Below are 22,480 nucleotides of genomic sequence, written 5' to 3'. Positions count from 1 at the left end.
CTTGAATCTCCGGGATCTCAGTGAGGCGTGAAGGTCACGCGGTCAGGCACCTGTTTGAACGTGCCCAGCTTGCTCCACCAAGGCATCAACAGGAAGAAGCCGAAATAGAACAAGGTACCCACTTGGGATACGCGCTCACCGATGGGCGAAGGTGGCTTGACACCCAGATAGCCCAAGATCAGGAAGTTGATGACAAACACGGCATACACATATTTGTGCCAGTCGGGGCGATAGCGAATCGACTTGGCAGGGCTGTAATCCAGCCAAGGCAAGAAAAACAAAATGATCACAGCGGCACCCATGACCACCACACCCCAGAACTTGGCGTCAATGGACAAGAGCAGCACACAAATCACAATGGTTGCCCCCACCAAACCGCCTTTGAGCAAAGTTGGCAGTTTGCCCTTGGCCACAGCCAAGAAAGCACCCACCACCACGCACAAGACCAATACGTACATCATCTCAGTGGTGATGGCACGCAGCATGGAATAGAACGGTGTGAAGTACCAAACTGGAGCAATGTGCAAAGGTGTGGTCAGCGGATCAGCTGGAATGAAGTTGTTGTATTCGAGGAAATAACCACCGAATTCGGGGGCAAAGAACACCACCGCGCTGAAGGCCATCAGGAACACGCTCACCGAAAGGATGTCGTGAACCGTGTAGTAAGGGTGGAAAGGAATGCCATCCAATGGGTTGCCCTTGGCGTCTTTTGGTGCATTCGCTGCCTTGATCTCCACACCATCGGGGTTGTTGGAGCCGACTTCATGCAGCGCAATGATGTGTGCCACCACCAGACCCAGCAGGACCAATGGCACCGCGATCACGTGGAAGCTGAAGAAACGGTTCAAAGTGGCGTCGCCCACCACAAAGTCGCCGCGAATCAGCAAAGCCAGGTCAGGACCGATCACGGGCACAGCCGAGAACAAGTTGACGATCACCTGAGCGCCCCAGTAGGACATTTGACCCCAAGGCAGCAAATAGCCCATGAAGGCCTCGGCCATGAGCACCAAGAAAATGGCGCAACCGAAAATCCAGACCAACTCGCGGGGTTTGCGGTACGAGCCGTACATCAAGCCGCGGAACATGTGCAGGTAAACCACCACAAAGAAGGCAGAGGCACCTGTGGAGTGCATGTAACGGATCAGCCAACCCCAAGGCACATCGCGCATGTTGTATTCGACCGAAGCGAAGGCCAAAGCGGCGTCTGGCTTGAAGTGCATGGCCAAGAAAATACCGGTCACGAGTTGACTCACCTACACCAACAACGACAAAGCACCGAACACATACCAGATGTTCAGGTTTTTGGAGGCGTAGTACTCAGACAAATGCTCTTTGTACAGCTTGGACGCCGGAAAGCGGTTGTCTACCCAATTGAGCAGCTTTTCCCCAGCAGGGGCGTTCGGAGAGATTTCTTTGAATTCAGCCATGTTGTTCTCCATCAAGCCTTCTTGTCTTCACCAATGAGCAACTTGGTGTCTGACAGGTACATGTGTGGTGGCACTTCGAGGTTATCGGGTGCGGGCTTGTTTTTGAACACGCGGCCAGCGAAGTCAAAGGTAGAACCATGACAGGCGCACAAGAATCCGCCATTCCAGTCATCGGGCAGCGATGGCTGAGGACCTGTCGCGAACTTGTCGGCTGGCGAGCAACCCAAGTGGGTGCAAATGCCCACAGCCACCATGATCTCGGGCTTGATCGAACGGTGCTGGTTTTTCGCGTATTCGGGGGTAGGGTAAGCGGTCCGCGCAGAAGTGGGGTCGGCCAACTGAGCTTCGGTTTTTTTCAGGGATTCGATCTGCTCGGGCGAGCGCTTCATGATCCACACAGGTTTACCACGCCATTCGACCGTGAGTTTTTCACCTGGGTTCAAGGCAGAGATATCCACCTCAACGGCCGCACCGGCCGCTTTGGCACGTTCGGAAGGTTGAAAACTGCTGACGAAGGGGGTGGCCACAAAGCCGGCGCCTACGGCACCAGCGCAAGTGGAGGCAATCAGCCAGGTCCGCTTGCTGTTGTCGACTGGGGTGTCACTCATGGGAATCCTCTAGCGAGTCGTTATCAGGGTCAACCCGAGATTGTAGCGGAGTGAAACAGACAACCGACTTACAACTCAATAGGCCTCAGGATGAATGGGTCACAATCCAACCCCCAACACACTATTGAGGATTTTTAATGTCATTTGCTCAAGAATTCAAAACATTTGCACTCAAAGGCAATGTGGTCGATTTGGCCGTAGGCGTCATCGTAGGGGCTGCTTTCGCCAAGATCGTGGACTCATTGGTGGCCGACATCATCATGCCTGTGGTCAGCTTGGTCTTTGGTGGCCTCGACTTTGCCAATTACTACTTGGCCCTGTCGGGGCAAGCCGCCAACCTGCCTTTGGCTGAGGCCAAAAAACTCGGCGCGGTATTTGCATATGGCAACTTTGTCACTGTGGGTTTAAATTTCTTGATTTTGGCCTTCATTATTTTCGTGATGGTTCGCCAGATCAACCGCCTCAAGTCACGTCAGCCTGTCGACGCCGTCCCCGAAAAAGCCCCAGAGCCACCCGAAGATGTAGTCTTGCTGCGTGAAATTCGCGACAGCTTGAAACATCCATCCTGATCACCCAAGCCTCTGAGTGGGTGACGAAAAAACGCCCGCAGCTCAAGTGGCGTCTGTGACCCGATGCCGAGCCATCCGAATGGCTTGGACCATGCTGCTCGCATCGGCCTTTCCTTGGCCCGCCAAGTCCATGGCCGTGCCATGGTCAGGGCTGGTGCGGATCAAAGGCAAGCCCAATGTGACATTGACCCCCTGCTCCACACCCAAGTACTTCACCGGGATCAGGCCTTGGTCGTGGTACATGGCGATCACCACATCAAACTCACGGTAACCGTCCGGCCTTTGGCGTGCCCGCATGAAAACCGTATCCGGCGCAAATGGACCCTGCGCATCGATGCCCTCCGTGCGGGCCGCTGACACGCAGGGCTGCAAGATCTCGATTTCTTCTCGGCCAAACAGCCCACCCTCGCCCGCATGCGGGTTCAGGCCTGCGATAGCGATGCGCGGCTTTCGACCCAGCAAAGGCGTCAGCGCATGGTGCGTGATCCGCAAGGTTTCCAAAACTCGGTCACCGGTGATGGCGTCCAAGGCCTCACGCAAAGACAAATGGATGCTGACCAGGACTACACGCAATTCGTCATTGGCCAGCATCATGCGAACCGGCATTTGCGTCAACGTCACCCCGGCGTGGCGAGCGGACTCAGCCTGCAACAATTCGGTGTGCCCCGGGTACTGGTCATAGGGCGGTCCTGCTGCATGCAAAGCCTCTTTGTTCAAAGGGGCGGTGACCACGGCCGAAATCTCGCCACGCAGCGCTGCACGGGTGGCCCACAACACCGCCTCACCCGCCAAGCGACCCGATCGGGCATCGATCTGCCCCCAAGGCAATGGGGGCGCCACGGGCACCACCTGCATCACAGGCAAACACCGTGGCGGTACATTCAAGGCTTGTGCCGGGGACTCGATCTCGCAGACCGGAAAACAAGGCGCCCCTTGCACCAAAGACATGGCACGCCGCATCAGGTCCACATCGCCTGCCACAAAACAACCCCGAGTCAGCTCCGGTGCGGTGATCCACGCCTTGGCAATGATTTCAGGGCCGATACCGCAAGGGTCACCGGGCGTGATGGCGATGGGCAAGGTCAATCCAGGCAAACTCATACAACACATTACCCGTCAGGCCGGGTTGTCGATCTCGATGAATTGGTGCTCGATGCCCAGCAATTGGGCCACATGGGCGCCCAGCGCAGGCGCACCGTAGCGTTCTGACGCATGGTGGCCACAAGCCAAAAACGCAACCCCCGTTTCGCGCGCCAAATGGGCTTGCGGCTCGGAGATTTCACCGGTCAGAAATGCGTCCACACCCTGTGCAATCGCAGCCTCAAAATAGCCTTGAGCCCCGCCCGTACACCATGCAACACGGCGAACCACTCGACCATCATCGCCCACGCACGTGACATGCCGGCCCAAAACACCGGCCACATGCTCGGCCAAATCTTGGGCACATGACCACGAAACCAAGGGCGCACCGACAAAGCCAAGGTCTTGCTCACCAAAGCGGCCGTCTGACTGGAAGCCCAGCAATCGGCCCAACTGGGCGTTGTTGCCCAGTTCGGCATGCGCATCCAGCGGCAAGTGGTAGGCAAAAAGATGGATACCATGGGCCAGCAACAAACGCAGCCTCTCGCGCATCCAACCTGTGACGCGCCCATCTTGACCCCGCCAGAACAAGCCATGGTGCACCAAGATGGCATCGGCATTGGCGGCGATGGCTGCCTCGATCAAAGCCCGGCTGGCGGTAACGCCGCTCACCAAGCGTTTGACCGCACGGTCCCCTTCGACCTGCAAGCCGTTGGGGCCGTAGTCGCGGAATTTTTCAGGTTGAAGCAAAGCATCCAAAGCTTGGCCCAGAGTTTTGGCATCGGTCATGGCTTGAGATTGTGGCCCAGGTCGCAAACACCAAGGTTGAAATCGGTGATTCAGCATCCAAGAACGGCGATGCGATCGAATCAAGGACAATCAGCAACCATGAAAAGAATTTGGTCATTATTTTCACAATGGGTCACCGTTTTATTGGCCATTTGGTTTGTGGTGGCCACATTGCAGCCCGGTTGGTTGCGAGGCACACAGGCCTCCATGGCAGGCATGACCTTGTTGCAAGCTCCGCCTGCGGCCAGTGGCAGCAGGCCGGTTGGCAGTTTGAGTGCCCCCGCTCAAACTGCCTCACCCGCCGTGGTGAGCATCAACACCAGCAAGGGCAAAAACAACAACGCCCAGGGTCAAGACCCATGGTTCCGGTTTTTCTATGGTGAGCAAGACGAACAAAACCCTGCAGGCTTGGGCAGCGGTGTCATCGTCAGCCCCGAGGGTCACATCCTGACCAACAACCACGTCATTGAAGACGCAGACGATATCGAAGTGGTGCTCAGTGACGGGCGCAAAGCCATGGCCAAAGTGATTGGCACCGACCCCGACACCGACTTGGCGTTGCTTCAAATTCCGCTGACCAACTTGCCCGTGATCGTCTTGGGCCAGACACTGGACATGCAAGTGGGTGATGTCGTGCTGGCCATTGGCAACCCCTTTGGTGTCGGTCAAACCGTGACCTCAGGCATCATCAGCGCTTTGGGCCGCAGCCAACTGGGCATCAACACCTTTGAAAACTTCATCCAAACCGACGCTGCCATCAACCCCGGCAACTCAGGCGGCGCCTTGGTCGATGTCAATGGTCACCTGATGGGCATCAACACCGCGATCTATTCCCGTTCAGGTGGCAACATGGGGATTGGCTTTGCCATCCCGATTTCGACAGCCAAACAGGTCATGCAAGACCTGCTGAAGAACGGCAAGGTGATTCGCGGCTGGATCGGGGTAGAGCCACAAGACCTGTCCGCCGAACTGGCTGAAAGCTTCAAACTGCCTCTGGTCGGGCCCAATGCTTTGCGATCGGGCGTGGTGATCTCTGGTGTTTTGCAAAACGGCCCCGCGGCCAAAGCAGGGATTCGCCCGGGAGATGTCATCATACGTGTCGGCACGCAGCCTGTGGGCAATGTGTCTGAGCTTCTTAACCAGGTCGCCAGCCTCACCCCCGGTGTACCTGCAGAACTGGTGATCTGGCGTCAACAAACGCAGTTGTCTTTGCGCCTCACCCCAGCCGAAAGGCCTTCGCCCAAACGCCAAGCCCGTTGAAGGCTCTCGCTTGGCATTCAAGCGGCTTCGTCGGCACTTGTGTCAGGGGCTTGGGTGTTTTTGATGAAAATTTGCGCCGCCCAAATGCCCAACTCATAAAGCAAGCACATGGGAATGGCCAAGGCCAACTGTGAGACCACATCCGGCGGCGTGACAATGGCCGCAATGACAAAAGCCAAGACCACGAAGTAGCCCCGGAACTCTCTGAGCTTTTCAACGGACACCACGTTCATGCGGGCCAAGACCACCACAGCCACAGGCACCTCAAAAGCCAGACCGAAGGCCAGAAACATGGACAACACGAAACTCAAATAGGCCTCAATGTCAGGCGCAGCGGTGATGCTCTTGGGGGCGAAGCTCTGGATGAAGCTGAACACCTGGCCAAACACAAAGAAATAACAGAAAGCCACCCCCACAAAAAACAGCAAGGTGCTGGACACCACCAAAGGCATGACCAGCTTCTTTTCATGGCTGTAAAGACCGGGTGCAATGAAGGCCCAGAGCTGGTACAAAACCACCGGCAATGCAATGAGAAAGGCGCTCATCAACAAAATTTTGAGCGGCACCATGAAAGGCGAAATCACCGAAGTCGCAATCAAAGTCGCGCCTTTGGGCAAATGCACCACCAAGGGGGCGGCCAAAATGTCGTAAAGATTGCCAGGCCCTGGGTAAATCGCCAAGGCGGCCGCCGCAAGAGCCACCGCTGCGACGGCCCACATCAACCGGTCACGCAACTCGATCAAATGCGCCACAAAAGGTTGCTCTGAACCTTTGAGTTCGTCGTCGGGCTGGGGAGGGGTTTCAGACATGTGGTGGGTCAGTCAAACGGGCGCACAACAAGCGCGCCAGCTTCAAAAGGAATTGAGAGGCTTGGGCCGATAACGGGCCACACGAGCAGCACCCGACAGGGCTTTGGTCCGCACCCCTGAACGGGCTTTGTACCACTGGGGCATCGCACCCCGCTTGAGACGCCAGTTCTTCTCGGGACGTTTGTAGTAGGGCGGTGGCGACTCGATGGCAGGCAAATCGCTGCTCAAGCCCGATGTGGTGTCTGCCCAGTCTTTTTCAAAATCAGAGGCCGTGGTTTGAACCGACTGCTCCACATCTCGGGCCGCCGTCTCCATGGTCTCTTTCATTTTTTTGAGTTCTTCAAGGTCCATCGACCGGTTGACCTCGGCCTTGACATCCGAAACGTAACGCTGCGCCTTGCCCAAAAGTGCCCCCAGTGTGCGTGCGACTTTGGGGAGTTTCTCGGGGCCGATGACGATCAACGCCACCACCCCGATGAGGGCCATTTTCGAAAAACTTAAGTCCAGCACAGTGAAACGTTCAATCGTTCAAAAAATCAAGACTTGGTCTTGGCTTCGACGTCGATGGTGGTTTTTTCGGCCTGAGCGGGGGCAGAAGCGGTCACCTGACCTGCAACGGGCGCCGCCTCCTCAGCTTTTGTGCCGCCCTCCTTCATGCCGTCCTTGAAACCTTTGACTGCGCCGCCCAGGTCAGAACCCATGTTCTTGAGCTTTTTGGTGCCGAACACCATGATCACGATCAACAGCACGATCAGCCAGTGCCAAATGGAAAAAGTACCCATGAAAATCTCCTGTTAATGCTCGGATTCTAAGGGGATAGACACCCCGCATCTGATCGGCCCTGATGAATGAAGGATATGAGGGACAAAGCCCAGATCTCAAGCCCTGTCAGCCCCGCAACCAAGGACGCGGCCCGCCCATGACGTGCATGTGCAGGTGGTGCACCTCTTGGCCCCCTTCGGCCCCGTTGTTCACCACGATCCGGAAACCGCCTTCGGGGTAGGGCTTGCAACCCTCTTGCAAGGCCAACTTGGGGGCCAGGGTCATCATGTGGCCCATCAGACCGGCATGTTCAGGGGCCAGGTGCGCCATCGATGGGATATGGAGCTTGGGGATGATCAGAAAATGGATGGGCGCCCAAGGCGCGATGTCATGGAAAGCGAACACGTGCTCGTCTTCATACACCTTGCGCGAAGGGATCTGGCCCGCGATGATTTTGCAAAAAATACAGTTGGCGTCGGTCATGGCTTGGATCAGTTTCAAAGTCAAAAAATCAGTCATTCACCGGGCGCTGCCCGTTCAGGCGCACCATGCCCAGCACAATTCGGTACAAAAACCAGATGGAAATGGTCACCCAAGCCAGCCAGCCGGGAAAGACAAAGAAAAACCACAGCGGAAACGTCACCAAGTACAGCACAGCCGCCCAGATCACGGTGCGGATGCGGTAGCTGAAATGCGTGCGCTCCCAACCCGTCACATCGCCCTTTTTGACCGCATCGATGATGAGCGCCACCACCAACAAGGCCGGGCCCATCTGCGCACCGGGAAAGACGGCGCTCACCGCCACGATCAGGTGCAAGATGTAGCTGACCCAGCTGATGGTGCGGGTGCTGTCGTCAATGGCTTGGTCGTCCATGGCTTATTCACCCAGGCGCTCACGTTCCTGCACTTTGCGCAGGGCTTTTTCTTCCAGGCCGCTCAGGCCTTCGCGGCGGGCCAGTTCGTTGACCACGTCGGCGGGCGTCAGGCCATAGTGAGCCAGCGCAATCATGCTGTGGAACCACAAATCGGCCACTTCATAGACCAACTTCGACGCATCGCCGCCGTGGTCCACATCCTTGGCGGCCATCACGGTTTCGGTGGCTTCTTCACCGATTTTCTTCAAAAAGGCGTCCGGGCCCTTGTGCAGCAAGCGGGCCACATAGCTTTTCTCGGGGTCGCCGCCGTTGGCCGGTTTGCGGCTTTCGATGATGGCGGCCAGACGCACGAGCGTCTCTTCAGAAGACGGGGCCAAGGTGTCGGTAGAACTCATCGCGTTCACTTGTAAATGGTTTCAGGGTCCTTCAGGACCGGGTCAACAGCCTGCCAGCCGTCGGGCTGCAAGCTCTGGAAAAAGCAACTGTGGCGACCCGTGTGGCAGGCAATGCCGGGCTCGTGACCCAGCTGGGTCACTTTGAGCAGCACCACATCGTTGTCGCAATCGATGCGGATGTCGTGCACCGTCTGCACATGGCCCGACTCCTCGCCCTTGAACCACAGCTTGTTGCGCGAACGGCTGAAGTACACCGCCCGCTTGAGCTCGGCCGTCTTTTGCAGCGCCTCGCGGTTCATCCAGGCGAACATCATCACGTCGCCTGTGTCTTTTTCTTGGGCAATCACAGGCACCAAGCCTTTGTCGTCCCATTTGATTTGATCGAGCCAGTTCATAGGTGAGTGATCTTAAGACATTGGGGTGTCAGGACAGCAGGCGCACCCCAAGGTCTTGTCGGGTTGCACAAAACATCCATTGGTTGCAAAATACAACGAATCAAGGAGAAGCACCATGGCTGTTGCAATGAAACTATCTGACGAGTTGGTCGAAGACGCCAAACCCTACGCCGCCGCAGAGCACCGCTCTGTGCCTCGGCAAATCGAGTACTGGGCACGCATCGGCAAAGCCGTGATCGACAACCCCGACATGCCTTTGCGCCTGATCCAAGACACCATGCTCTCGCGTGAAGAAGTCAAAGCCGGACTGGCTACGCCCTATGAGTTTGGCTGATGCTGCAAGTCAGCGCCTCGCCATCGTTCAACCGGGTAGCCAAAAAACTGCATGCCCGCGACAAAAAAACACTGGATGAAGCCATCAAAGCCATTCTTCAAAATCCGCAGCTGGGCGAAGAAAAGAAGGGCGACCTTGCGGGTGTTTTTGTTTACAAGTTCAAGCTGAACGGGCAAGAAACTCTGCTGGCCTATGAACTGCAACCGCACAAAACAGCCCCCATTCAAGCCATGCTGCTGGCGGTCGGGCCACATGAAAATTTTTATGTAGGGTTGAAGCGTTGATGGTCAGTGACTGAGCTTTGGCTTGAACACCCACAGATCAGTCAGTGTATTGGGCCAACGACAGACTTGTGCATGAACACACTGTGGGGGTCTTCCGTGTAGGCGCCAAACGGGCCTCGGCGGCTGTAACCAAGCCGCTCATAAAGGGCAATGGCTTCGGGTTGAAGGTAACCCGTTTCGAGCATGAAAAGATGGCAGCCACGGGCCTGGGCCTCTGCTTCCAGAAATAGCAAAAGCGAACGGGCGATGCCTCTGCCGCGGTGGCTGGGCAGCGTGAACATTCTCTTGAGTTCCCCGTATGCGGGCTCGATGACGATGGCCCCACAAGCCACCGCCTGGCCCGATGGATCGCGAGCGACCGCAAAGATGACATGGGGCTGCGACAGGGCAGACAGGTCGATGCCGTGGTGACTCTCTGCCGGATAAAGCGGCTTTTGGTACGCGTCCAACTGCTCAATCAGCGCAAGGACTTCGGGCTGATTGGCGGGCTCTGTGGCGATGTGCATGAAGTGTTGGTTCACACCGCCTCTTGGCAGCCGTGCTGCTTCACAACCCGTTCGGTGGATGCAGGGAACTTGATCAACTTGGCTGCAGGACGACGAGGACGGGCCACCAACTCACCCCCGCAGTTGGGGCACTTGCCCGCCAGCACGTTCTCTGCGCATGACGCGCAGAAGGTGCATTCGAAAGAGCAAATGCGTGCTTCCGTGGAATCGGGGGAAAGGTCTTTGTCGCAACATTCACAGCTCGGGCGCAATTGAAGCATGTTGTCATCCGCAGTTCAGTTTGTTGTCAATCACCGTGCATACCCCTCAAGTCGCTCTTGAAGGCTACCCGTGTGCAACTCGAAAAGATTGTTGTCGAAATCGTAGAAATACAAAGAGCGCCCTTCTCCCTCCACACGCGGACGTGGGGGCTTCACCTCCACACCTGCGGCATCAGACCGCTTGTGGCCACTTGATTTGCAACTTGCGATGGCTGACAAGACAGTCGCGCAGATAGAGGTTGATGAGGCTTTGGTAAGGAATGCCTGCCTCTTCAGCCATGCTTTTGAAATACGCCACAACGTCCTCAGAGAGCCGCATGGTGACGGGCTTCTTCAGCTTTGATGCGTATGGATTTTTGCGGGCCTTCAGCTTGGAGAGGTCGTATTCAGCTTTCATGTCTAGCCACCTTGGTAGAACGCGCTTTCGCGCTGAGTTGCCTTGCGAGCGGAGATGATGCGGATGACCTCGCCATGTTCGCGCTCGCAATGACAGACGAGGAGCAACTTCGCGCCGGAGCTCATGCCCAACATCAGAAAGCGATCCTCGTCTGATGAGTGCTCTTCATCGAAGAACTGGACAGCGAACTCGTCGTAAAAGACGGACCTCGCCTCATCGAAAGAGACTTGGTGCTTTTTGAGATTGGCCGCTGCCTTGGGCGGATCCCATTCGAACTTAATCATACATACATTGTATGTATCATATTTCGGGTGTCAAGGTGCTGTTCCGGCTGAGAACCTTACGTTTGAGCTAACCGCCCCGCCCTTGCGTCTCTGTTTGAGCGAGGGGTTAGGCCGCATTCGGCGCGGGCTCTGACGGAATGACTGTGGCGTACTCGCCATTGAGATTCGCAAGTGCCATGAAACCCAGGTTGCCGGGCACATTAGATACATTTTTTGTACCAAATGGCTGCAAGCCGCTTGCACCTTAGATGACAGATTCATATGCCGTAATTTTGTACAGGTATAAATTTGCCAAGGCTTTACAAGCGCACGGCGATACCGCGCTCGCGCATGCGCGCTTTGGCCTGCTGCACGGTGTATTCACCGTAGTGAAAGATGCTCGCAGCCAGCACGGCGTCTGCACCGCCGATGCTCACGCCATCAGCCAAGTGGTCCAGGTTGCCCACGCCGCCCGATGCAATCACAGGCACGCTGACGGCGTCGCTCACGGCGCGGGTCAGTTGCAGGTCAAAGCCGCTTTTGGTGCCGTCGCGATCCATGCTGGTGAGCAGGATTTCGCCCGCGCCGTACTCGGCCATTTGGGCGGCCCAGGCCACCGCGTCCAGCCCGACATTCTTGCGGCCGCCGTGGCTGTACACGTCCCAGCCGGGGCCCATGGGCAGACCCTGGGTGCCGATGCGCTGCTCGTCTTCAGCGCTGCGGCGCTTGGCGTCGATGGCGACCACGATGCATTGCGCGCCGTATTTGGCAGACGCTTCGCGGATGACTTGCGGGTTGGCAATGGCAGCCGAGTTGAAGCTGGTTTTGTCAGCACCTGCATTCAGCAAGCGACGCACGTCTTCCACCGTCCGCACACCGCCACCGACGGTGAGCGGAATGAAGACTTGGCTGGCCACGGCTTCGATGATGTGCAGGATCACGTCGCGCCCGTCGCTGGTGGCGGTGATGTCCAAAAACGTGAGTTCGTCAGCGCCCTGCTCGTTGTAGCGGGCCGCGATTTCGACCGGGTCGCCGGCGTCGCGCAGTTCTACAAAGTTGACGCCCTTGACCACGCGACCGCCGGTCACGTCCAAGCAAGGGATGATGCGTTTGGCGAGCATGGAGACTTCTCTTTTTGATGATTCAAGGGTTGCGCACTTGCAAGCGCTGCCAGCCCGCCCAGCGCCCACCCGCAGGCAAGGTGATGGGTGTGTAGACCTGGGCGGCTTCGACGCACAGCATGTGCCGCCAGCCGTCGTCGGGCATGTCGGCCAGGCGCTTGCTCAGCTCTTGCGCAGGGTTCCAGACCACGGTGTGGGCCCAGCTGGGGCTTTGGCTGATCTGCAGGGTCTCGTTCAGCGTCATGGGCTTTGGCCCGGCTTCGTAGACGCGGTCAAACTCGGCGGCAAAGCGGATCGTGTCGGCAGCGGGCGCGTGGGTGTCGGTGAGTGAATCCCACTCGGGCTGGCCGCCCAAGCCCTTCAGCGTGGCCTGCGTCACGTCGGGCACGGCCAAATAGGTGTGCAGTGCGCCAGAGAACGCCAGCGCTTGGGTGTCTGTGTTGTGCACGTCCAGCGTCAGTTGCAAGGCCCCCGGACTCAGGTCGATGCGCAGCGCCAAGGCAAAGGCTTGGGGCCACCAGGCGTGGGTCTGAAAGTTGTCGTTCAGGCGCAGCGTGAGGCGGGCACGCTCTGCGCCCAGATCGGGCGCGTCAGCCTGCCAAGCCACGTTGCGGGCAAAGCCGTGTTTGGGCAAGCGCTCGGCCAGCGGGCCGCGTTGGTTGAATTGCGGAAAACACACCGGCACACCGCCCCGAATGGCGGCTTGGCCGTCCATCACGCTTTGGGGGCTGAGGTAAAGACGCTCTTGCCCGCTCGACACCCAAGACAGCACATGCGCGCCGTGCAGTGCCACCAGCAGGCGGTCGCCTTGCGGCAAAGCCAACTCGCAAGCGGACAGGCCTGCGAACGCGGTGTCGCGACAAGTGGCCTGATCGCTCATGTGAAGTTGAGGTGAAAAAAGTCAGCCGTTGAGTTCGTCGGCGCGTTGCTGCGCCAGCACGAAGTCGAGGTCGCCCGAATACACGGCGCGGCCACAGATCACGCCTTCCACGCCTTCGTCTTCCACGGCGCACAGCTGCTCAATGTCGGCCATGTTGGACAGGCCGCCCGAGGCGATCACGGGGATGGTGAGGGCTTGGGCCAACTTGACGGTGGCGTCGATGTTGATGCCGCTGAGCATGCCGTCGCGGCCAATGTCGGTGTAGATGATGGACTCGACGCCCCAGTCTTCGAACTTCTTGGCCAGGTCGACCACTTCATGGCCAGTCAGCTTGCTCCAACCGTCGGTGGCCACTTTGCCGTCCTTGGCGTCCAAGCCCACGATGATGTGGCCGCCAAAGGCGGTGCAGGCGTCTTTCAAAAAACCAGGGTTCTTAACGGCGGCGGTGCCTATGATGACGTAGCGCATACCGTTGTCGATGTATTTTTCAATCGTATCCAGATCGCGGATACCGCCACCCAGTTGCACCGGAATGTCGTCGCCCACGGCCTTGAGGATGGACTTGATGGCCCCGAAGTTTTGCGGCTTGCCCGCGAACGCGCCGTTCAGATCCACCAGGTGCAAGCGGCGTGCGCCTTTTTCAAGCCAGGTTCGGGCCATGGCAGCGGGGTCTTCCCCAAAGGTCGTGGCTTGGTCCATATCGCCCTGCTTGAGGCGAACGCAGTGGCCGTCTTTGAGGTCAATGGCGGGGATCAGAATCATGGCGGGTTAAATGCAGGTGAAGGAAGCAAAACGGCAGTGAAAACTTCTCAAGGCTGCCAGTGGAGGAAATTGCGGAACAAGGCCAAACCTTGGGCCGCACTTTTTTCGGGATGAAACTGGGTGGCAAAAATGTTGTCACGGGCAATCGCGCAAGCAAAGCGGCCGCCGTAATCGGTCTGGGCCGCGCTGTGCGCCGGGTTGGCCACTTGAGTGTAGAAGCTGTGCACAAAATAATACCAGCTGCCGTCCTCGACGCCTTGCCACAGGGCATGCGCTGCTTTGTCTTGCCAGACCTGGTTCCAGCCCATTTGCGGCACTTTGTAGCGGGTGCCATCGGGCTGGATGCGTCCGGCCAAATCGAATTTGACGACACGGCCGGGGATCAGGCCCAAACCGGGCGTGTTGCCCTCGTCGCTGTGGTCCAGCAGCATCTGCATGCCCACGCACACACCAAACAAGGGTTTGCTGGCCGCAGCTTCAAGCACGGCGTCCAGCAAACCCGACTCGCGCAGCTCGCGCATACAGTCGGGCATGGCGCCCTGCCCTGGCAAAACCACGCGGTGCGCATCGCGCACCACTTGCGGATCAGACGTCACGGTGACCTCGGCATGGTCCACGCTGGAGGCGGCATACATCACCGCCTGCGCCACGCTGCGCAGGTTGCCCATGCCGTAGTCCACAACTGCGACGCGGTTGACGCTCATGCTCAGAGACTTCCTTTGGTGGAAGGGATCACACCCGCCGAGCGGGGATCAAGCTCCAGGGCGGCACGCACAGCGCGGGCGAAGGCCTTGAAGATGGTTTCGCACTGGTGGTGTGCGTTCACGCCTTTGAGGTTGTCGATGTGCAGCGTGCACAGCGCGTGGTTCACAAAGCCCTGGAAGAACTCATACACCAGTTGCGTGTCGAGCGTGCCCAGCGAGCCGGAGGTGAAGTTCACGTCCATGTGCAAACCGGGGCGGCCCGAAAAGTCCACCACCACACGGCTCAGCGCTTCATCGAGCGGCACATAAGCATGGCCATAACGGCGAATGCCTTTTTTGTCGCCCATGGCCTGCGCAAAGGCCTGCCCCAGGGTGATGCCGATGTCTTCCACAGTGTGGTGGCCGTCGATGTGCAAGTCGCCTTCGCACGCAATGTCCAGATCGATCAAACCATGGCGGGCGATCTGGTCCAGCATGTGGTCCAGAAAACCGATGCCCGAAGCCAGCTTGGCCTGGCCCGTGCCGTCCAGGTTGATGGCGACGCGAATGTTCGTCTCGGCGGTCTTGCGGGTGACGGCAGCGGTGCGGTTCATAAGGAGGCTTTCAGAGCGGCGAGGAGTAGGTCGTTTTCTGCGGCGGTACCCACCGTCAGGCGCAAGCAGTTGGCCAGCAATGGGTGCATTTTAGAAATGTTCTTGATCAACACACCGTGTGCCTTCAGACCGTCAAAGGTTTTGGCGGCATCGGGCACGCGGGCCAAAATCATGTTGGCTTCGCTCGGGAAAGGCTTTACGCCGGGCAAAGCAGTCAGTGCTTGCATCAAACGGGTGCGCTCTTGGCGCAGGTCTTGGGCCTGCGCGGCAAACACCTCGGCATGCTCCAACGCAAACATTGCACACTCGGTGTTGAGCACACTGATGTTGTAGGGTGGGCGCACTTTGTCGACCTCTGCCACCAAAGCCTTGGGGCCGATCATGTAGCCCAGTCGCACACCGGCCAGGCCAAACTTGGACAGCGTGCGCATGAGCAAGACGTGCGAATGGCGCGTGATGCGATCGATGTAACTGCGGCTGGCAAAGGGCTGGTAGGCTTCATCCATGACCACCAGGCCGCCTTGTGCGCCCTGAGCCAGCACGATCTTTTCGATCGTGTCGTCGTTCCACAGGTTACCAGTGGGGTTGTTGGGGTAAGCCAGGTACACGATGGACGGCTTGTGCTCGGCAATCGCGGCCAGCATGGCGGCTTCGTCGAGTTCAAAGTCAGGTGTCAGCGGCACACCGTGGAAGGCCAGGCCTTGCAGCTGGGCGCTCATGGCGTACATCACAAAGCCAGGCAGCGGGGACAGGATGCTGGCCCCAGGCAAGTCGCAGGCCATGGCCAGCAAGGAGATCAACTCGTCGGAGCCGTTGCCCAGCATGATGTCAAAGCCTTCGGGCATGCCCGCGTAACCTGCCAGCGCATGGCGCAGCTCGTTCACACGCTCGCCGGGGTAGCGGTTGAGTGCCAGTGCGCCCAGGCGCTCACCCAAGGCCTTTTGCAAATCGGCGGGCAGGCGGTGCGGGTTTTCCATCGCGTCAAGCTTGACCATGCCCACCGAGTCCTGGATGGCGTAGGCGTGCATGGACTGCACGTCCTGGCGGATGCGTTGCATCAGTGTCGGGCTGACGGTCATTTCGGCTCTCTCATCGGGGGAACAGGATTCAGACGCATTTCGGCAGCGCGGGCGTGCGCTTGCAGGCCTTCACCGTAGGCCAGCTCGGCAGCAATGCGCCCCAGAGGCTGCGCACCGGCTTGGCTCACTTCAATGAGGCTGCTGCGTTTTTGGAAGTCGTACACGCCCAGCGGCGAGGAGAAACGCGCCGTGCCGCTGGTGGGCAAGACGTGGTTGGGACCCGCACAATAGTCGCCCAGCGACTCGCTGGTGAAAGCGCCCAAAAAGATGGCCCCGGCATGGCGCAAGAGCGGCTCCCAGCGGTGCGGGTCGCGGCTGGAGACTTCGAGGTGCTCGGGCGCAATCCGGTTGCTGATGGCGCAGGCTTCTTCCATATTGCGCGTGAGGATCAGCGCGCCCCGGTCGTTGAGCGATTTGGCAATGATCTCGCGGCGCGGCATCTCGGGCAGCAGCCGGTCAATCGCGGCCTGCACTTGAGCGATGTAGGCCGCATCGGGGCAGAGCAAAATGCTTTGCGCCAACTCATCGTGCTCGGCCTGGCTGAACAAATCCATCGCCACCCATTCAGCGGGGGTGCTGCCGTCGGCCAAGACCAGAATTTCTGAAGGGCCCGCGATCATGTCGATGCCCACGGTGCCAAACACGCGCTTTTTGGCGCTGGCCACATAGGCGTTGCCGGGGCCGGTGATTTTGTCCACTTTGGGGATGGTGACCGTGCCGTAGGCCAGCGCCGCCACGGCTTGCGCGCCCCCCACCGTGAAGGCGCGCGTGACGCCCGCCACACAGGCAGCCGCCAGCACCAGCGGGTTGCGCACACCTTGCGAAGGCACGACAACGCCGTCCCTGCGAGCTGGCGTGGGCACCACCATGATGATCTCTTGCACCCCGGCCACATGGGCAGGGATGGCGTTCATCAACACCGACGAGGGGTAAGCGGCTTTGCCCCCGGGCACATAAATGCCCACGCGGTCGAGCGGCGTGACTTTTTGGCCGAGCAGCGTGCCGTCTTCGTCGCGGTAGCTCCAGCTCTCGCCCGACGCTTTCTTTTGCGCTTCGTGGTACTGGCGCACACGGGCGGCAGCGGCTTGCAGCGCTTCACGTTGTGCGGCAGGCAAGCTGTCCAAAGCGGCTTGCAACTCGGCCTGGGTAATCTCCAAGGCCTTCACATCGGCCGCTTGCAGGCCGTCAAAACGCTGGGTGTACTCCAGCACGGCCGCGTCGCCACGCTGCTGCACATCGGCCAAGATGTCGGCCACGCGCTGCTCGATGGCGGCGTCGGTGTCGGCAGACCAATGCAGGCGAGCCGCGAAGGCCGCTTCAAAACCGGCGTCGGCCGTGTTCAGTTGCAAAGGTTTGGCGTGCAGGGCCATCGAGTCCATGGGGGTCAGTCCTTCTTCACTGCGCCCGCAAAGGCGTCGATGATGGCGCGAATCGGCGCCTGCTTGAGTTTGAGCGCGGCCTGGTTCACCACCAAACGCGAGCTGATGTCCATGATGCGCTCAACCTCGACCAAATGGTTGGCCTTGAGGGTGTTGCCGGTGGAAACCAGATCGACGATGGCATCGGCCAGGCCCGTGAGCGGAGCCAGCTCCATGCTGCCGTAAAGTTTGATCATGTCGACATGCACGCCCTTGGTGGCAAAGAAATCTCGGGCAATCGCGGTGTACTTGGTCGCCACTTTCAGGCGAGAGCCGGTGCGCACCGCACTGGCGTAGTCGTAGTCAGCACGCACCGCCACACTCATGCGGCATTTGGCAATGTTCAGGTCCAGCGGCTGGTACAGGCCTTGACCACCGTGCTCGATCAAGGTATCTAAACCCGTCACACCCAAATCTGCGCCGCCGTATTCCACATAAGTAGGAACGTCGCTGGCGCGCACCAGCACCACGCGCACGTTCGCTTGGTTGGTGGGCAAGATCAGCTTGCGGGATTTCTCGGGGTCTTCCAGCACCTCGATGCCTGCGGCTTTGAGCAGCGGCAGGGTTTCGTCAAAAATGCGTCCTTTGGACAGGGCCAGCGTGATCATTTCACCCTTTCGATGTCAGCGCCGAGTGCGCGCAATTTGGCTTCCATGCGGTCGTATCCCCGGTCCAGGTGGTAGATGCGCTCGACCGTGGTTTCACCATCGGCCACCAAACCGGCGATCACCAAGCTGGCCGAAGCGCGCAAGTCGGTGGCCATGACGGTGGCCCCTGAAAGTTGAGGCACGCCTTCTACCACCGAGACCTTGCCGTCAATCTGGATGTGCGCGCCCAGGCGCACCAGTTCGTTGACGTGCATGAAGCGGTTTTCAAAAATTGTTTCGGTCACTTTGCTCGCGCCTTGCGAGATGCAGTTGAGCGCCATGAACTGCGCTTGCATGTCGGTCGGAAAGCCCGGGTATTCGGTGGTGCGAAAGCTCTGGGCCTTCAAGCGGCCTTCAGATTTGACACGGATGAAGTCCTCACCGGCTTCGATGGTGGCACCAGCCTCTCGCAGCTTGTCGATGACGGCATCCAGGTGGTCGGCACGGCCGTGGCGCAGCACCACGTCACCGCCAGTAGCCGCTACAGCACACAAGAAGGTACCCGCCTCGATGCGGTCGGCCACCACCTGGTGCTGAGCGCCATGCAGGCGTTCTACACCCTGAATGCGGATGCGGCGTGTGCCATGGCCTTCGATCTTCGCGCCCATCTTGATCAGCATCTCGGCCAGATCGCCGATTTCCGGCTCTTGCGCGGCGTTTTCCAGCACCGTCTCACCTTCGGCCAAAGCTGCGGCCATCATGAAGTTTTCGGTACCCGTGACGGTGACCATGTCGGTGGTGATGTGCGCACCTTTCAGGCGCGTGCGGCCCTCGGGCAAGCTGGCCAACATATAGCCGTGTTCCACCGTGATGATGGCACCCATGGCCTGCAGGCCCTTGATGTGCTGGTCCACGGGGCGCGAGCCGATGGCGCAGCCGCCGGGCAGAGACACTTTGGCGCGGCCAAAGCGGGCCAACAAAGGGCCCAGCGCCAGCACCGAGGCGCGCATGGTTTTCACCAACTCATAGGGGGCTTCGGGGTTGTTCAGGCCGCCGGCATCCAGGGTGACCCGGCCATCATCGTGGTGCTCGGCTGTCACGCCCATGTTGCGGATCAGCTTGAGCATGGTCGAGACGTCTTGCAGACGCGGCACATTGCTCAAGGTGATGGGCTCGGCTGTCAGCAGCGCGGCGCACAGTTCGGGCAGGGCTGCGTTTTTGGCACCCGCCACATCGAGCGTGCCTTGCAGGCGCTTACCGCCGCGAATTTTCAGTTTGTCCATGGGTCAGTGGGGTCTTGCGTTGTCGCCAAAGGCGTTCAATGGTTTTGCGCGGCCCATTCGGCAGGCGTGTAGGTTTTCATTGACAAGGCGTGCACCTCGTCGGTGTGCATTTTTTGGCCCAGCGTGGCGTAAACCCGCTGGTGCCTGGCGATAGGCCGCATGCCTGTGAAAGCTTCGGATACCACCACCGCGCTCCAGTGGCGGCCATCGCCGTCCACAATCAGGTGGGTGCAGTCGAGCCCTGCGGCGATGATGTCTTGAAGTTGCTGTGCGTTCATGGGGATTCTCAGCTCCGGATTTTGTAGCCGATGCGCAAAAGATGAAGGGTCAAGCCGCTGATGAGCGCCAAGGCGGTGCCCACCACCGCCAGGCTGAGCCAAGGGGAGACATCGCTTTGACCAAAAAAGCCGTAACGGAAGCCGTCGATCATGTAGAAAAACGGGTTCAGGTGGCTGAGCTTTTGCCAAAACGGCGGAAGCGAATGGATGGAATAGAACACGCCCGACAAAAAAGTCATGGGCATGATGATGAAGTTCTGGAAGGCGGCCATTTGGTCAAACTTGTCAGCCCACAGCCCGGCAATCACACCCAAGGCTCCCATCATGGCGGCGCCCATGATGGCAAAGGCCAAAATCCACAGCGGGTTGACGAAGGTGATGTTGACCATCCAACCCGTGATGAGGAATACGCCCAAGCCCACGGCCAGGCCGCGCACCACCGACGAGCCCACATAGGCCACAAACCAGCTGCGGTGCGACAGGGGCGTGAGCAACAAAAACACCAAGCTGCCCATGATCTTGCTTTGCACCAGACTCGACGAGCTGTTGGCAAAAGCGTTTTGCAGCACGCCCATCATCATCAGGCCCGGCAGCAAAAACGAGGTGTAGGGCACGTTGTCGTACACCTTGACGTGGTCTTCGAGCACATGGCCAAAAATCAGCATGTACAACACCGATGTGAGCACGGGCGCCCCGACGGTTTGGAAAGCCACCTTCCAAAAGCGCAGGACTTCTTTGTACAGCAGCGTTTGCCATCCCGTCATGCCAAAGCCCCCGGGGCCAATTGTTTGCGGTTCATGACTTCCAGGAACACGTCTTCCAGGTCGGCCTGACGGATCTCCACGTCTTCCACCACCAAGCCCGCAGTGCGCAGGGTGGCCAAGTGGTTTTCAATCTCGACCGCGTTGTGTACCGGCAATTGCACGATGCGGCCCGTGACGCGTGCGATGGCAGCGACGGCAGGTGGCAAGTCGCCGTCGAGCTTGAAGCGCAGCACCTGGCTGGTGGCCGAGCGCAACAGATCAGACGTGCGCTCCAAAGCCAGCAACTGCCCACGCTTGAGCATGGCAATACGCCCGCACAATGCCTCGGCTTCTTCCAGGTAATGGGTGGTGAGCAAAACGGTGTGGCCTTGCTTGTTGAGTTTGGCGATGAAGGCCCACAGGGTTTGGCGCAGCTCCACATCGACCCCAGCGGTGGGTTCGTCCAGAACAATGACGCGCGGCTTGTGTACCAAGGCCTGCGCCACCAGCACACGGCGCTTCATGCCGCCCGAGAGTTGGCGCATGTTAGAGCCCGCCTTGTCGGTCAGGCCCAAGCTGTCCAGCAGCTCGTCGATCCAGGCCTCGTTATGACTGACGCCGAAATAGCCCGACTGGATGCGCAGCGATTCGCGCACCGTGAAAAAAGGGTCAAACACCAGCTCTTGCGGCACCACGCCCAGCAGGCGGCGCGCAGTGGCGTAATCGGTTTGCACATCGTGGCCGTGCACCAGCACGCGCCCAGTGGTAGGGCGGCTCAGACCCGCCAAGGTGCTGATCAGGGTGGTTTTGCCTGCGCCATTGGGGCCGAGCAGTCCAAAGAATTCGCCCTCTTCCACATCAAAGCTGACCTGGTCGAGGGCTTTGAACGCGGCTGCGCCTGCCTGTCTGGCCGGGTAGATCTTGGAGACGGATTGGAAAGAGAGCGCTGGCATGGAAGGGGTCTATTTTAAGTGCTGGCATGCACACCCCGGGGTGGATCAAGGGGATCCAGGCCAAACGGCTTGGAAAGCAAGCACTCAGGCCGGTTGCAGCAGGTCCAAGACCCCATATAAACGGGCCAACTCCAGCAAACGCGGCGACATGCCCTCAACGCGTAAATCACTGCCCTTTTGGGTCAGCACCCGGCGCAAACCCAAAAGCACCGCCAAAGCCGAGGAATCAAAATCCGTCAGGTCGGCGGCATCCAACACCACTTGTGGCGGCAAGGCTGTGGGCAATTGCGACACCCACTGCGCGAGGCAGGCGTTGGCCTGATCGTGCAGCAAGGCAGCGGGCAACTTCAGTGGCGTCATGTCAATGAGGCTCAAGCCGGTTTGGCGTTGGTCTTGTTGCGTGCTGACAAGCTGGCGATCAAAGCATCGATGCCCCCAGCGTTGATCTCTTTGGTGAATTGGTTGCGGTAATTTTCAACCAGCCAAACACCCAATACGTTCAGGTCGAAAATCATCCAACCCGCACCTTGACCCGCTGTTTTTTCGAGTCGGTAATCGAGCTGTATGGGGTCACCCTTGCCACGGACCTCGGTGTTGACCACCAAGTTTTTATCATCTTGGCCTCGACGCAAAGGCTTGACCACCACCACTTGGTCGGTGATTTGACTGAGTGCGCCTGCATACGTGCGCACCAGCAGGGTTTTGAACTCGTCTTGCAAGCGCTTTTGCTGCTCAGGCGTGGCACTGCGCCAAGCGGGGCCAGTGGCCAAAGCGGTCATGCGCCGAAAATTCACATGCTGCATCAATTGGCTGTCCACCAATTGCATGACTTTTTGGATGTCACCACTGCGCAACGCCTTGTCGGCCTTGATGGTGTTCAGCGTCTCATTGGTGATGCGCTGTACAAACACATCGGGGGCTTCCTCTGCGGAAGATGCTGCCGAGGCAAAACACGCCAAAACCAAGGCACAGGCCATGGCCGACCAAGAGCGGCGGCTCAATAAGAAAAAGGAGGAAGTGGTGAGCATGGCGTGACTATAAAACCAGATGCAAAAAGCAATGTGAA

32 protein-coding genes and 2 pseudogenes are annotated in these 22,480 nt (G+C 58.8%); 4 read left to right on the top strand and 30 right to left on the bottom strand.

Translation table 11 applies throughout. The annotated features are described in order from the left end of the window. Window positions 1-17 precede the first annotated feature (17 nt). A pseudogene (locus ABWQ00_RS00375) lies at window positions 18-1,427 on the bottom strand (cytochrome b). An 11-nt stretch (window positions 1,428-1,438) separates the two neighbouring features. After that, window positions 1,439-2,035, bottom strand: a complete 597-nt coding sequence (gene petA, locus ABWQ00_RS00370) for a ubiquinol-cytochrome c reductase iron-sulfur subunit (RefSeq protein WP_353236684.1) — start codon at window positions 2,033-2,035, stop codon at window positions 1,439-1,441. Window positions 2,036-2,172: 137 nt separating this feature from the next. Here petA and mscL point away from each other — a divergent pair, with 137 nt between their 5' ends. Continuing rightward, window positions 2,173-2,604 (top strand): large conductance mechanosensitive channel protein MscL, encoded by a 432-nt coding sequence (mscL, locus tag ABWQ00_RS00365; RefSeq protein WP_353236683.1) that lies wholly within the window; start codon window positions 2,173-2,175, stop codon window positions 2,602-2,604. 42 nt (window positions 2,605-2,646) lie between these two features. Here mscL and pdxA read toward each other — a convergent pair whose 3' ends face one another. Beyond that, window positions 2,647-3,705 carry a 4-hydroxythreonine-4-phosphate dehydrogenase PdxA gene (gene pdxA, locus ABWQ00_RS00360; protein WP_353236682.1) on the bottom strand — a complete coding sequence of 353 codons (1,059 nt, stop codon included), beginning with the start codon at window positions 3,703-3,705 and terminating at the stop codon, window positions 2,647-2,649. A gap of 15 nt (window positions 3,706-3,720) precedes the next feature. Continuing rightward, the gene (locus ABWQ00_RS00355; RefSeq protein WP_353236681.1) at window positions 3,721-4,473 is read right to left on the bottom strand and encodes a Nif3-like dinuclear metal center hexameric protein; all 753 of its coding nucleotides are present in this window, start codon (window positions 4,471-4,473) and stop codon (window positions 3,721-3,723) included. A gap of 99 nt (window positions 4,474-4,572) precedes the next feature. On the opposite strand from ABWQ00_RS00355, the gene ABWQ00_RS00350 reads away from it, so the two are divergent. Further along, window positions 4,573-5,733 carry a S1C family serine protease gene (locus ABWQ00_RS00350; protein ID WP_353236680.1) on the top strand — a complete coding sequence of 387 codons (1,161 nt, stop codon included), beginning with the start codon at window positions 4,573-4,575 and terminating at the stop codon, window positions 5,731-5,733. A 17-nt stretch (window positions 5,734-5,750) separates the two neighbouring features. Here ABWQ00_RS00350 and tatC read toward each other — a convergent pair whose 3' ends face one another. From tatC to hisI, 7 genes are all read right to left on the bottom strand, one after another. Then, window positions 5,751-6,542, bottom strand: coding sequence for a twin-arginine translocase subunit TatC (gene tatC, locus ABWQ00_RS00345; protein WP_353236679.1), 792 nt, complete (start codon window positions 6,540-6,542; stop codon window positions 5,751-5,753). 42 nt (window positions 6,543-6,584) lie between these two features. Next, window positions 6,585-7,052, bottom strand: coding sequence for a Sec-independent protein translocase protein TatB (tatB, locus tag ABWQ00_RS00340; protein WP_353236678.1), 468 nt, complete (start codon window positions 7,050-7,052; stop codon window positions 6,585-6,587). Between the two features lie 26 nt (window positions 7,053-7,078). Then, window positions 7,079-7,324, bottom strand: coding sequence for a Sec-independent protein translocase subunit TatA (tatA, locus tag ABWQ00_RS00335; protein ID WP_353236677.1), 246 nt, complete (start codon window positions 7,322-7,324; stop codon window positions 7,079-7,081). Window positions 7,325-7,430: 106 nt separating this feature from the next. Continuing rightward, window positions 7,431-7,787 (bottom strand): histidine triad nucleotide-binding protein, encoded by a 357-nt coding sequence (locus ABWQ00_RS00330; protein WP_353236973.1) that lies wholly within the window; start codon window positions 7,785-7,787, stop codon window positions 7,431-7,433. A gap of 28 nt (window positions 7,788-7,815) precedes the next feature. Beyond that, window positions 7,816-8,178, bottom strand: a complete 363-nt coding sequence (locus tag ABWQ00_RS00325; RefSeq protein ID WP_353236676.1) for a DUF4870 family protein — start codon at window positions 8,176-8,178, stop codon at window positions 7,816-7,818. A gap of 3 nt (window positions 8,179-8,181) precedes the next feature. Further along, window positions 8,182-8,574: a phosphoribosyl-ATP diphosphatase gene (locus ABWQ00_RS00320; RefSeq protein ID WP_353236675.1), complete on the bottom strand. Its 393-nt coding sequence runs from the start codon at window positions 8,572-8,574 to the stop codon at window positions 8,182-8,184. A 5-nt stretch (window positions 8,575-8,579) separates the two neighbouring features. Further along, window positions 8,580-8,969, bottom strand: a complete 390-nt coding sequence (gene hisI / locus ABWQ00_RS00315; protein WP_293749935.1) for a phosphoribosyl-AMP cyclohydrolase — start codon at window positions 8,967-8,969, stop codon at window positions 8,580-8,582. Between the two features lie 115 nt (window positions 8,970-9,084). Here hisI and ABWQ00_RS00310 point away from each other — a divergent pair, with 115 nt between their 5' ends. Together ABWQ00_RS00310 and ABWQ00_RS00305 are read left to right on the top strand one after the other, a co-directional pair. After that, window positions 9,085-9,303, top strand: coding sequence for a TA system antitoxin ParD family protein (locus ABWQ00_RS00310; protein ID WP_353236674.1), 219 nt, complete (start codon window positions 9,085-9,087; stop codon window positions 9,301-9,303). Continuing rightward, complete coding sequence (locus ABWQ00_RS00305) at window positions 9,303-9,587, top strand: type II toxin-antitoxin system RelE/ParE family toxin (protein WP_353236673.1); 285 nt, start codon at window positions 9,303-9,305, stop codon at window positions 9,585-9,587. The genes ABWQ00_RS00310 and ABWQ00_RS00305 overlap by 1 nt, the downstream gene beginning before the upstream one ends. 41 nt (window positions 9,588-9,628) lie before the next feature. Here the strand turns inward: ABWQ00_RS00305 and ABWQ00_RS00300 are convergent, their stop codons facing one another. From ABWQ00_RS00300 to ABWQ00_RS00215, 19 genes and pseudogenes are all read right to left on the bottom strand, one after another. Next, window positions 9,629-10,108, bottom strand: a complete 480-nt coding sequence (locus ABWQ00_RS00300; RefSeq protein WP_353236672.1) for a GNAT family N-acetyltransferase — start codon at window positions 10,106-10,108, stop codon at window positions 9,629-9,631. Further along, the gene (locus ABWQ00_RS00295; RefSeq protein ID WP_353236671.1) at window positions 10,105-10,353 is read right to left on the bottom strand and encodes a DUF1272 domain-containing protein; all 249 of its coding nucleotides are present in this window, start codon (window positions 10,351-10,353) and stop codon (window positions 10,105-10,107) included. The genes ABWQ00_RS00300 and ABWQ00_RS00295 overlap by 4 nt, the downstream gene beginning before the upstream one ends. Before the next feature lie 30 nt (window positions 10,354-10,383). Beyond that, window positions 10,384-10,509 (bottom strand): annotated as a pseudogene (locus ABWQ00_RS16315) (FosX/FosE/FosI family fosfomycin resistance thiol transferase); the annotation flags it as partial. 16 nt (window positions 10,510-10,525) lie between these two features. Further along, window positions 10,526-10,750, bottom strand: a complete 225-nt coding sequence (locus ABWQ00_RS00290; RefSeq protein ID WP_353236670.1) for a BrnA antitoxin family protein — start codon at window positions 10,748-10,750, stop codon at window positions 10,526-10,528. A 2-nt stretch (window positions 10,751-10,752) separates the two neighbouring features. After that, the gene (locus tag ABWQ00_RS00285; RefSeq protein ID WP_353236669.1) at window positions 10,753-11,034 is read right to left on the bottom strand and encodes a BrnT family toxin; all 282 of its coding nucleotides are present in this window, start codon (window positions 11,032-11,034) and stop codon (window positions 10,753-10,755) included. 299 nt (window positions 11,035-11,333) lie between these two features. After that, window positions 11,334-12,134 (bottom strand): imidazole glycerol phosphate synthase subunit HisF, encoded by an 801-nt coding sequence (gene hisF, locus ABWQ00_RS00280; protein WP_353236668.1) that lies wholly within the window; start codon window positions 12,132-12,134, stop codon window positions 11,334-11,336. Window positions 12,135-12,156: 22 nt separating this feature from the next. Beyond that, window positions 12,157-13,014 carry a D-hexose-6-phosphate mutarotase gene (locus ABWQ00_RS00275; protein ID WP_353236667.1) on the bottom strand — a complete coding sequence of 286 codons (858 nt, stop codon included), beginning with the start codon at window positions 13,012-13,014 and terminating at the stop codon, window positions 12,157-12,159. Between the two features lie 21 nt (window positions 13,015-13,035). Next, window positions 13,036-13,776, bottom strand: a complete 741-nt coding sequence (gene hisA, locus ABWQ00_RS00270; protein ID WP_353236666.1) for a 1-(5-phosphoribosyl)-5-[(5-phosphoribosylamino)methylideneamino]imidazole-4-carboxamide isomerase — start codon at window positions 13,774-13,776, stop codon at window positions 13,036-13,038. Window positions 13,777-13,823: 47 nt separating this feature from the next. After that, window positions 13,824-14,480 carry an imidazole glycerol phosphate synthase subunit HisH gene (gene hisH / locus ABWQ00_RS00265; RefSeq protein ID WP_353236665.1) on the bottom strand — a complete coding sequence of 219 codons (657 nt, stop codon included), beginning with the start codon at window positions 14,478-14,480 and terminating at the stop codon, window positions 13,824-13,826. Window positions 14,481-14,482: 2 nt separating this feature from the next. Beyond that, a complete protein-coding gene (gene hisB / locus ABWQ00_RS00260; RefSeq protein ID WP_353236664.1) occupies window positions 14,483-15,073 on the bottom strand; it encodes an imidazoleglycerol-phosphate dehydratase HisB in 591 nt (196 codons plus the stop codon). Continuing rightward, window positions 15,070-16,152 carry a histidinol-phosphate transaminase gene (gene hisC / locus ABWQ00_RS00255; RefSeq protein ID WP_353236663.1) on the bottom strand — a complete coding sequence of 361 codons (1,083 nt, stop codon included), beginning with the start codon at window positions 16,150-16,152 and terminating at the stop codon, window positions 15,070-15,072. Before hisC ends, hisB begins: the two co-directional genes overlap by 4 nt. Beyond that, on the bottom strand, window positions 16,149-17,522 hold the full coding sequence (gene hisD, locus ABWQ00_RS00250; protein WP_353236972.1) for a histidinol dehydrogenase: 1,374 nt from the start codon (window positions 17,520-17,522) through the stop codon (window positions 16,149-16,151). The genes hisC and hisD overlap by 4 nt, the downstream gene beginning before the upstream one ends. A 14-nt stretch (window positions 17,523-17,536) precedes the next feature. Next, complete coding sequence (gene hisG, locus ABWQ00_RS00245; protein WP_299514817.1) at window positions 17,537-18,178, bottom strand: ATP phosphoribosyltransferase; 642 nt, start codon at window positions 18,176-18,178, stop codon at window positions 17,537-17,539. Next, complete coding sequence (gene murA / locus ABWQ00_RS00240) at window positions 18,175-19,440, bottom strand: UDP-N-acetylglucosamine 1-carboxyvinyltransferase (RefSeq protein WP_353236662.1); 1,266 nt, start codon at window positions 19,438-19,440, stop codon at window positions 18,175-18,177. The genes hisG and murA overlap by 4 nt, the downstream gene beginning before the upstream one ends. 35 nt (window positions 19,441-19,475) lie before the next feature. Further along, a complete protein-coding gene (locus ABWQ00_RS00235; protein WP_353236661.1) occupies window positions 19,476-19,718 on the bottom strand; it encodes a BolA family protein in 243 nt (80 codons plus the stop codon). An 8-nt stretch (window positions 19,719-19,726) separates the two neighbouring features. Further along, window positions 19,727-20,482, bottom strand: coding sequence for an ABC transporter permease (locus ABWQ00_RS00230; RefSeq protein WP_353236660.1), 756 nt, complete (start codon window positions 20,480-20,482; stop codon window positions 19,727-19,729). Then, window positions 20,479-21,414 carry an ABC transporter ATP-binding protein gene (locus tag ABWQ00_RS00225; protein ID WP_353236659.1) on the bottom strand — a complete coding sequence of 312 codons (936 nt, stop codon included), beginning with the start codon at window positions 21,412-21,414 and terminating at the stop codon, window positions 20,479-20,481. Before ABWQ00_RS00225 ends, ABWQ00_RS00230 begins: the two co-directional genes overlap by 4 nt. 84 nt (window positions 21,415-21,498) lie before the next feature. Next, window positions 21,499-21,774: an STAS domain-containing protein gene (locus tag ABWQ00_RS00220; protein ID WP_353236658.1), complete on the bottom strand. Its 276-nt coding sequence runs from the start codon at window positions 21,772-21,774 to the stop codon at window positions 21,499-21,501. 11 nt (window positions 21,775-21,785) lie between these two features. Then, the gene (locus tag ABWQ00_RS00215) at window positions 21,786-22,442 is read right to left on the bottom strand and encodes an MlaC/ttg2D family ABC transporter substrate-binding protein (RefSeq protein WP_353236657.1); all 657 of its coding nucleotides are present in this window, start codon (window positions 22,440-22,442) and stop codon (window positions 21,786-21,788) included. Window positions 22,443-22,480 lie beyond the last annotated feature (38 nt).

It is taken from the genome of Limnohabitans sp., from assembly GCF_040400975.1.
Lineage (GTDB): Bacteria > Pseudomonadota > Gammaproteobacteria > Burkholderiales > Burkholderiaceae_C > Limnohabitans_A.
Note: the sequence above shows the minus strand (reverse complement) of the source record. Positions and strands in the feature narration are given on the sequence as shown.